10 protein-coding genes are annotated in these 8,853 nt (G+C 55.9%); 1 reads left to right on the plus strand and 9 read right to left on the minus strand.

Annotation, left to right across the window (positions count from 1 at the left end):
- Positions 1–721: 721 nt before the first annotated feature.
- A complete protein-coding gene (locus tag GR167_RS16810) occupies positions 722–1,279 on the minus strand; it encodes a metallophosphoesterase (protein ID WP_160974886.1) in 558 nt (185 codons plus the stop codon).
- Positions 1,280–1,593: 314 nt separating this feature from the next.
- Positions 1,594–2,391, minus strand: coding sequence for a metallophosphoesterase (locus GR167_RS16815; protein WP_160974887.1), 798 nt, complete (start codon positions 2,389–2,391; stop codon positions 1,594–1,596).
- 631 nt (positions 2,392–3,022) lie between these two features.
- Between GR167_RS16815 and GR167_RS16820 the strand changes: the two genes are divergently transcribed.
- Positions 3,023–3,598 (plus strand): HAD family hydrolase, encoded by a 576-nt coding sequence (locus tag GR167_RS16820; protein ID WP_160974888.1) that lies wholly within the window; start codon positions 3,023–3,025, stop codon positions 3,596–3,598.
- Between the two features lie 316 nt (positions 3,599–3,914).
- On the opposite strand, the gene GR167_RS16825 is transcribed toward GR167_RS16820, so the two are convergent.
- From GR167_RS16825 to GR167_RS20190, 7 genes are all read right to left on the minus strand, one after another.
- Positions 3,915–4,289, minus strand: coding sequence for a hypothetical protein (locus GR167_RS16825; RefSeq protein WP_160974889.1), 375 nt, complete (start codon positions 4,287–4,289; stop codon positions 3,915–3,917).
- Between the two features lie 512 nt (positions 4,290–4,801).
- Positions 4,802–5,293: a hypothetical protein gene (locus GR167_RS16830; protein ID WP_212770015.1), complete on the minus strand. Its 492-nt coding sequence runs from the start codon at positions 5,291–5,293 to the stop codon at positions 4,802–4,804.
- A 435-nt stretch (positions 5,294–5,728) separates the two neighbouring features.
- A complete protein-coding gene (locus GR167_RS16835) occupies positions 5,729–6,724 on the minus strand; it encodes a fatty acid desaturase (protein WP_160974890.1) in 996 nt (331 codons plus the stop codon).
- Between the two features lie 99 nt (positions 6,725–6,823).
- Entirely contained in the window at positions 6,824–7,045 is a 222-nt protein-coding gene (locus GR167_RS16840) for a hypothetical protein (RefSeq protein ID WP_160974891.1), read from the minus strand.
- 110 nt (positions 7,046–7,155) lie between these two features.
- Positions 7,156–7,428, minus strand: a complete 273-nt coding sequence (locus GR167_RS16845; protein WP_212770016.1) for a DUF982 domain-containing protein — start codon at positions 7,426–7,428, stop codon at positions 7,156–7,158.
- Between the two features lie 119 nt (positions 7,429–7,547).
- Positions 7,548–7,754 (minus strand): cold-shock protein, encoded by a 207-nt coding sequence (locus GR167_RS16850; protein WP_160974892.1) that lies wholly within the window; start codon positions 7,752–7,754, stop codon positions 7,548–7,550.
- 628 nt (positions 7,755–8,382) lie between these two features.
- Positions 8,383–8,853: hypothetical protein (locus GR167_RS20190; RefSeq protein ID WP_212770017.1), on the minus strand; the 471-nt coding region annotated here is incomplete at its 5' end.

The raw sequence follows: 8,853 nt of genomic DNA on the forward strand, positions 1-8,853 counted from the left end.
TTAGGACGCAGAGGATTCCAAAGATACCCACGGCAATTCCAGAGATGGCGATGATAGTCTCCTTCGAAATCACGCTGTCTCCCTTATCTTCCCACCCAAGGCGATAATGATGTCGCGCATACGGTATGTGTTGCCTCGACACGTTCAGGGCGCTTGCACGGCAGGCCAGCCCTCAATGTTGAGATCAGGCGCACAACAAAAACTCACCCATCCCGGCGATTAATCCCGCCGACAGATGTTGCAAGCTGATGATGATGCCGGTCATGTGCGCTCCGCAGGTTCAGTCTCTACCAGGCCGGTCTACCTCACAGACAACCAGCGGCCCGGTATTGCGCGACACGCATTAGCTTCTTGCACTCGCCTGTCAATGAAGAATTTTTGCAACCATTTGATATTAAATATTTTTCGCATTTCTGAAATGGTCTGCATAAGGGCAGTTTTCAGAGGTTTTACGCCACTGCATGCTGCTGGATTTTCATTTTTTCGCAAATTAGGTGGGAACCAATTTTCTTTGCCCGCCTCTCCGCGGCGATCATGCCAAACCGGCCGCCGAGCTTGTGCGGAAGACTTGGAGAGCGCAGACGGCGAGGTAGACGGCATTGTGAATGGTGAGAGCAACGCAACCATGAAGTCGAAACAGATTGCATTCGAGTGGAGTTCGAGCGTGAGCATCGATTTCCTCACCGCATTGGTCAGCCGGCTAGGATGGTGATGTCGTCAGTCACAGATTGCATCCGGGCTCCACCTCTTCCCAGTATACGTTCACGGGAAGGGTGAGAGCCCGTTGCTTGATCTCCGACAAGGAGGCGGGTTGGAAATTCCACAAATCTACACCGACATTCACGCTGTTGCGCGAACCAGGCCAGTTGTTATGGACGTGACCAAAGAGCTGCAGGGCCCCGCGGCGGGCGCCTGGAAACGTGATCATCGGATAGTGGAAGAGAAACAGACGCTGGCCGTCGATCAGAATATCGGCCATATCTCTGACGCTGTCCCAAGGCAGTTCCCGGATCCACGGGCGGTCATGGTTGCCTGTTATGAGATGCCTGCGACCAGGAATCCGACTGAATAGATCGCGCAACTTTTCACGCCCTTCGTTGGTAGTCTTGCCGGCAGTAAAATCACCCAGGATCCAAAGATCGTCGTCAAGGAGCACACGGGCCTGATATGCCTTCAGAATGTGTGCATCCATTTCCTCAACACTGGAGAAGGGACGGTTGCAGAAACGGATGACATTCTCATGGCCGAAATGCGGATCGGCTGTAAACCAGTGGCTCATAAGGGAAGCTCTCCCGATCTGTTGCTTGGAGTGGCAACCGCTTCGATGGAGGGGATGGTGATCACGGAAACTACACGCAGCTCTCGCCGGGAAATGACTTGAACGTTGCGGTGTTGATTGTCTGTAGGACGCAGAGCCATGGCTTTTCTCCTTTTGAGGCGCTTGAAACGCCCGCCCGAAAGTATGGCCGATACAGGTGTTTTTCGGGCTGTAACCTCCGCTTTCCGCGCATTGTTGCCCAATATACAACTCGAGAATGGGCGCGGAAAAGCCGACTTAACTCCGCCTGACATTCGCATTGATCACCGGAAATATCACGTGTCGATCCACCCGCTTAGCAATCTGTGAACCTCCTGCCCTTCCGCAACCTGGTCCGGATAACCCAGCGAGACATTTCGGACTCGCGCGGCGCCGATCTCGACTTCAACCGGGATGTGCGTATGGCCGAAGAGCCATTCATCAACGCCGCTGCGCTCGATGGTTGATGTCAGGTCAGAGCAATAGGCGGGTTGAAGGGATTGGTGAATGGCCTCTGCTGCCGTTGGTAGCGGCGCATGGTGTGTCACGACAACTGTCCTGCCTGGGAAGTGATCCGTCAGCTTGTTTTCCAGCCATTGCCGGTGCTCAAGGTGCTTCCGCCGCGTTTCGATCGGCTGAAGTCGCCTGTATCCCGCCGCGGCGACCCTAATGGAGCGGTAGTCGTTCAATTTTTCCTGCGCATCCTGCATGCCACCGCTCACGTCTCCAAACAGCTGGAAGTCTGTCCACAAGGTGCAGCAGAGGAACCGAGTGTCCTCGATATGCACCTGGCGTGTCTGGACGAAATGCGCTCCAGCCTCCTTCGCGATCCGTTCCAGGCTGTCGTCCTTATCGAATGTGTGACCATAATAATCGTGGTTCCCTGGCGTGACATAGACTCGCTCGAGGGGAACATAGCGGCTGATGTGTTCGAGCATCTTGCTCCAACGCGCCTTTGGCTTGTTGCAAAGGTCTCCGGCGATGAACAGGGCATCCAAACTGCGAAGAGTTTCAGGTGGGCAGGCCTGGAAGGGATCCCTGCCTGCCTTGAGCCAAAGGTCGAGATGGAGATCGGCGATGACGAGGGCAGGCATCAGATGCACCTCCAGTTTGTTAGCCGGGCGCATCGAAGATGTTTCAAGAAGGGATCGCTTGCACCAGGCCTGTCGGAAATCGAGATCATGATCCCCTTGAACAATCGTACACAGGCTTCAGGCGAAGCACGGATGCCAAGCCAGGCCTCGCCGCTGACCGCTGTATACTCGCTTACCAATTCGGTTCCCTTCCCAAGTTGCCGTCTTGTTGAGCGTCGCAGGAAGACCGTCGCGCCCTATAGCTCAGCAGGTGCATGATGGTTGCTTGTTATGGCGGGGAACGATCAGCCTGTCTAGGCGATTGTTTTAAATCGGTTTTTCGCAAATTTCGTTCAGGAAGTTGCTTGGGGGGCGATCTGGCCATTGTCTGAGATCGCAGCGGTATCCTGAGTGATCAGGTCTAGCCGCCATGCTTCTAACGTCGAAAGCGAGCAACATGTCCTGAATGGCCTTTTTGTCGCCAGCAGACAGCTTTACGTCTTTGCGATACTGACGCGAATGATGATCACCATGGTGATCATGACCGCCCTGCGCTAATATTCATTTGCAAGTCGAACTGAGACAAAGGGCGAGGATCGGCAGGACCGCGCGGAGCAATATGATCGTGGGACGGGCTACTGAACTGCCGCCAATGTTCGACGGGATCGAGGCGGTGTGCTTCGATGCCTACGGAACGCTGGTCGAAATCACCGATAAGCGCGGCGCCATTCGGCAGCTCTTCAAGGCTTTTCCACCTGAAAAACGGGTCGAATTGAAGCATCGGCTAATGCGGGAGTCGCGGCCCATATCTGACTGGCTGGAGTTGTTTGACGTTGGAATCGATCCGGTGGCGGCGTTGGACATCCAAGAGCGGGTACGGATTGAAGTGTCGTCGGTCGTGGTGCGTCCGAGAATGGCGGATATCTGGGCTATGTTGCGAGCCAAGGGGCTGCGCCTGGCGATCTGTTCCAACCTTGCCAGATCCTATGGGCTGGCGGTGCGGGGCTCTTTGCTTGATCCGCCAGATGTTGAGGTCTTTTCCTATGAGGTCGGGGCCATCAAGCCGGAGCGAGAAATTTACACTCATGTACTGGACCAGCTATCGCTCGATCCAGGCAAGGTGCTGTTTGTCGGGGACACGGTGCGGTCAGACATCAACGGGCCACGATTGGCGGGTTTCAGAGCAATCCATGTCGCCGATCTGGAAACGGCGATGCGCCCGGCATGAATTTCTAACTACCTCTGCGGCCAACGTCCGCTCCATGCATCTTTAGGTAAAAGCAAGGCCTTCGAATTGAACCAGATCACCTCATCCTCGCTGCTTGCGCTATGCCTCGAGCTCTTAGAAAAAGGCGGCGCACTTTCCACGAGCTGCCGAACCCGCATCTGGATTAGGCCCGGCAGACTTGATGCTTTGGCCTAGGCCATCAGGGACCTGTCGATGGAGAAGCCCCAATCAGCATGCCACCAACTCCGATCAATGCGCCCAAGAAGATCACTTGGGGCCTTCAGGATTCTGGTTTGGGTCGCGGGGCCCAGACAGCCTACGCGCTGTCAGCATCGTCTATTGACGAAGAGAGAAGTGCCTCTAGGAGCCCCGGTTGCGACCAGTCCCTGTCCGCGAGAATTTCGGCGTCGACAACATGCCGGTGACGCTTCAACTGATCGAAACCATCCCACATGATGTTCAGCATTTGATATCCGCCGAGACGGCACCTGTAGGCGGATCCCGAGTGGCCGGAGAAACGATACTCGAGGTCATCCGCCTCGATGGCTTGGATGCCGGAATTTACTCGCCAGATGTCAGCATCCAAGTAGCCGCCGCGCCAACCGGCCAGGACTCTTAGTTGACTGAAAGTGCTGTCCTGCGTCTTGAGCGTGACCCTCAATATCACCCAGCTGTCCGGTGAATATTCCATTAGCGTGTCCTCCAGTGGTACCCGCGATAGGCCAGCCTCAGACCTTGGTCAAGGCAAACAGTCATCGCTTCATCACTTTGAAATTTAATGAAAAATTTCTCGCATTTTTGTATTCCGCCCGGATCAGCAGGGAATTCAGATGGATAGTTCTACGCGTCAGAGGAGATTTTCAATTTTTCGCAAAACATTTTCCAAGAGACTACATTGCAGCATCATTTCCTCTCCCAAAGGCGGCCAGTCAGCCGCCAGCTATTTGGGGAGCGGGGTCGACTGGCCGCCAGCGCTCTTTGCAACCGTAACACCCAACCCGCAAGTGGCCTATTTTTGCGCCGCCCCGTGGTCGGTTTTTACTCTGCCGTTGACATATAGGCGAAAATGGGCGGGGAGCCGCCATTCGCTGCGGCTTGCACCAACGGCAGCTCTGCGCAGACGGAGCTGACTTTGCAAAGTTGCGCTAGCGGCACATTTCCGGCTTTGGTTAGACCTTTAGGCACATGGGCCGGGAATAGCTCTCATTCGCCTATCCCCGGTCGCGATGACATTGGACGAGGCGACATTCCTTCTAGCCTTTCAACTTCCGTCAAGATGACTGCCTCAGGCGTTGTTACATCGCCACTGGTATCCTTGCGGGTCCGCCCTGAATAAAGGCCGCGCATCTCCTCCTCGGAGACGCCATCGGCCCTCATCACCAAGCAGATCATCGGATCAGCCAGCATTTCCTCGAGGAAGTAATTTGTCAGCCCCTTCCCGGTAAGCTTGTCCTTCGCGACCGCTTGTTCGAGCTCGGCCAGAGGAACGGTCAACGTCCGGGAAAGGCCGGGATGCGAAGCTCGTGGATTGAGATGAACCAGAACGGATGACGTCCAGCCTTCCGGCTCGATCCCGTCGGCGGGATTCAGAACCTCTGTCTCGATCTCGTATTCTCCGGCTGGAATTATCTCGTTGAAGCTCGCCAGTTCGAAGGGCTGGAGGAAGATGGCGGTCGTCTTGATTGTGTATGTCATTCTAGGTCCTTCAGGACAAATGCGTCGGGCACGGTGCCTCGTTGGAGGAACGGGCCCCTTGAAAACGGTGAAGTGATGTCGTCGATTAAAGTTAAGTCCGCGTGCGCTCCCCGGGCGCTACGCACGAACCTATTGTGAATTGCGGACCGCCCGTCAGCTTGAAGGCTCTGTCCCGCGCACCACCATTAGACAGATATGGGGTCGTAACCGGCTAAATACTACCTTCGCCCCCTAAAGGCGCTCTTACCAGCCATAGGGCTACAATTGGCCCTTTCCGGATATTAACTTAGAATGACCACGCTGTGCCGCAGCTTCACCAAGAGCTGAGATTGAAGTGACGTCAACTGCCCCGCAGCTTGGTCGTCATGTGTCCCTCTCGAGCGGGGCTTCTTCAGACAAGACCGCGCAGGTGTTCCGGCAGCAATGTGCATGGGGTCAAGTGGCGACTTTCTGAGCATCCGAAAACGACATCAGCTTGCGGCTTTTTTCGTCCCAAAGGTGAAGCCGCGCGCAGCGAAAGCTTTCCCATAGCGTGATGCGCTTTGACTGGGCGAGGAGGTCATGGTCCCGGACCACATCGCTCAGCCGATAGAACGGGATGCGGCTGGCGGCGTGATGCACATGGTGAACGCCGATATTCGCGGTGATCCAGCGCAGAATGCCGGGCAGATGGTAATGCGAGCTGCCGTTGAGGGCAGCCTCCTGCACGTTCCAGTCTTCCTCACGGTCCCAAACCGTGTCCTCGAACTGATGCTGGACATAGAAGAACCACACCCCCGTGACCGCGGCCAACAGCGTCGTCGGCAGGAACACGAACAGCAGCACGTCCACACCGCCCAGCCATGCTATCGCGCCAAGGGCCGCCGCCAGTACGGCGTTTGTCGCCAGCGTGCTGAGCCAATAGAGCCCACCCGCCCGCATCTGACCAACCGGAAGCCGGTGCTGCAGGAAAAACAGGTAGAACGGGACAATGCCGAACAGGAAGAACGGATTGCGGACCAGGCGATACATGACCCGGCCTATCCAATTTTTTTCCCGGTATTCCCGAACCGTCAGAGTGGGCAGGTCGCCGGTGCCGCGCCGGTCGAGATTGCCGGTCGTGGCATGGTGGATCGAATGGTTCTTGCGCCAGACGTCATAGGGCGTCAGCGTCAGGACGCCCAGGAAACGGCCGACCCAGTCGCTCAGTTGGCGGTTCTTGAAGAACGCGCCATGACCGCAATCGTGCTGGATCATGAACAGGCGCACCAGAAATGCTGCATTTGCCAATGCCAGCGCCACGGCCAGCCAGGGGCTGATCGTCAGCGCCCACCAAGCCAAAGCCCAGAGCGCGAAGAAAGGCGTCAGTGTCACGGTGAGTTCGAAAATACTGCGCGAGAGGATCGGCGCGCGGTATTTGGCAAGGATCCGGGTCCATTCTTGGGGGTGCAACGGGTATTGTCCTTTGGATCAGGTGAGGCGCCGCATGTTTCCGCGGCACCTGTCGTGGTCGGTTCGTGCGGCCTGTCAGTTCTTGCTGTCAGGCTTGGCTTAGGGTGTCTTGCGCGCGCCTTTGGACTTTGCCTCGAGAGCTTTGGCCGGTGTGTTGGCCTCTCTTTCGAGCCGCGCCTTGCGAAGGCGCGCCGTCTTGAGCTCACGCTGTTCCAATTCGTCTTCGACGATCTCTCGCGCGGCGCGCGTGGTCCGGTCGATAAGTGTTTCCGCGCGGGGCTTGCCCTCTTTGAACAACGAGTGCTTTGTGAGTTTCGCCATCCTTGCATCTCCTTGAAGGGTTGGGGGCCGGGGCTAAGCTGAAGGCTTCGGCGGCGGCATCTTTAGGCGTCCGGTTCGCGCGCATCGGCTGGCTGGCCGGGCGTTCTGGATTAGAAAGCGACAGCCATTTCGGCATCCCTATGGTCCGGCATTAAGCCGGCGCTCTTTGCGGCCGAGAGGAAAGCTTTGCGGGCCGTGCCGACCGTCACGAGGCAATTCATAGCGGCATCAATGTAATCGAGAGCGATATCACGGTTGAGATCTGTGACCGGCCACTTTTTGCGAAGCCAGTAAAACGCCTGCTCAATCGTGGTGATCTTTTGCGTGTGACCTTGCGGTGAAACGACAAGGGTCGTGGGATTTCCCCAGTTAATGTCTATCAAGTTTTTTTATTCCGTTAATTATAGGATGGCCATTTCTGAAGGTCAGAGGGCCAAATCAAATGTAAAAGCGGGGACAACCCGTAGGTCGCCCCCGCAGCACTGGTCAATTCGCCGAAGGCTTATGCCAGCGCGAGATTGGTCGCGGATTCGCGGCCGTCTCGTCCGCTTTCGATGTCGAAAGTCACTGCTTGCCCATCGTCCAGCTGTTGGATCCCGGCCCGTTCAAGGGTCGAGATATGAACGAAGATGTCCTTCGATCCATGTTCCGGGGCGATGAAGCCGAAGCCTTTTTGGGTGTTGAACCATTTCACGGTGCCATTGGCCATCGTGTCGTCTCCTAGAATATTTGCCATCCACAAAACGCAATGGCCCGGCCCAGTGTCGTCATAAGATCAACTGAGGCCGTAAGGAGACAGAAGGTCGAAAGAAGATGCTTTGCATAGCTTAGGTAGGTATCCATTGGCATCATTACAAGAGTGAAACACCGGGAGCCGGGAAAAGGATAGTCGCTCTGTTTGCTTTGAAGGTCTGATTGGCCCCCTGATTTTGCAATCATCAGGTGATACAGCGAATGGCTGCTCTCCGTCATGCTGGACGAACGACTAGGTCCGGTTTGGGCTGGGACCGGACGTACCCCGCACCAAGTTCGAATGTCGGCAAAGGGCCGGGAACGACACCAGCGGAGTTGAGCGGACACGGAAGGCCCGCCGCGCCGCCGCATGACTGCTTCGAGCCCTTGCTGGCCAATTCTGCCTGGTGCTCGAATGACCGCACGGCCAGGGCGGTTAAAAACGTGTCAAAACCAGACCGGATTTTGCCAAGGTTTTGTGGCACAAGAAGATCTAGCGATTTCGGCCGCTACGGCAAACCGATCAACAACGACCGTTTTTGACAGGGAGGTTTTGTCTAGGTTTTTTGACCTAGACTTCGGAAATGACCCCTTCGATCGCTGGGCTATGCCATTTCGAATCCGACGCCTCTGGCCTTGCCGCGAATTGGAAAATACAAAGCTGCAAATTCCGCACGGTGCCGGATACTTGGTTCATCGGACCGAAGACGTGCCGCGATTTTGTTGCTGAAGCCTTCTGTTTCGATCATTGGAATCAGGCGGCAGATGTCGCGGAAGTTTCTCAGCGCATTCGTGTCGATCCGCTTCAATATCAACTCTTGGATCAGAACCTTTTCGGTTTCAGAGAGGTCGAGCTTTTTGATCCGCCGCACCAAGCGTTCCAAGATATAGCCAGACCTAAAGAAATATGGGTCGGATTTCACATAGCTGAAAGTGAACGCGCGCAACTCGCGATCATTTCCAATATCCTGAGTCATGCACCTCTCAACGAGATCATCGACCTCGGATTTGTGCTCACGGAAACGCTTCGCTGCAAGTTCCCAATCGCGCCGTGCATGCTTTGACTGATCGCTACG

This window comes from Thalassovita mangrovi (genome assembly GCF_009857745.1).
Classification (GTDB): domain Bacteria; phylum Pseudomonadota; class Alphaproteobacteria; order Rhodobacterales; family Rhodobacteraceae; genus Thalassobius; species Thalassobius mangrovi.